The sequence below is a fragment of the Staphylococcus sp. EG-SA-15 genome (assembly GCF_017151895.1).
GTDB classification, from domain to species: Bacteria; Bacillota; Bacilli; order Staphylococcales; family Staphylococcaceae; genus Staphylococcus; species Staphylococcus aureus.
The window spans coordinates 1-262 of the sequence record NZ_JACVZN010000101.1 but is presented as its reverse complement, the minus strand read 5'-3'; the positions used below and the strand labels follow the sequence as shown (position 1 = coordinate 262).

The following is a 262-nucleotide window of genomic DNA, read 5'->3' as shown; positions in this document are numbered from 1 at the left end:
GTGATTGAAGAAATCGAAGAAAATAGCCACGTTGATATTAAGAGTGAATTAGGTTATGAAGGTGGCCAAAATAGCGGTAACCAGTCATTCGAGGAAGACACAGAAGAAGACAAACCTAAATATGAACAAGGTGGCAATATCGTAGATATCGATTTCGACAGTGTACCTCAAATTCATGGTCAAAATAATGGTAATCAGTCATTCGAGGAAGATACAGAAAAAGACAAACCTAAGTATGAACATGGCGGTAACATCATTGATA

At 37.0% G+C, this 262-nt stretch carries 1 protein-coding gene; it reads left to right on the top strand.

Annotated elements, in window-relative coordinates; all coding sequences use genetic code 11:
* On the top strand, positions 1 to 262 hold a 262-nt coding region (locus tag IDG64_RS14530), incomplete at both ends, for a fibronectin-binding protein (RefSeq protein WP_206171369.1).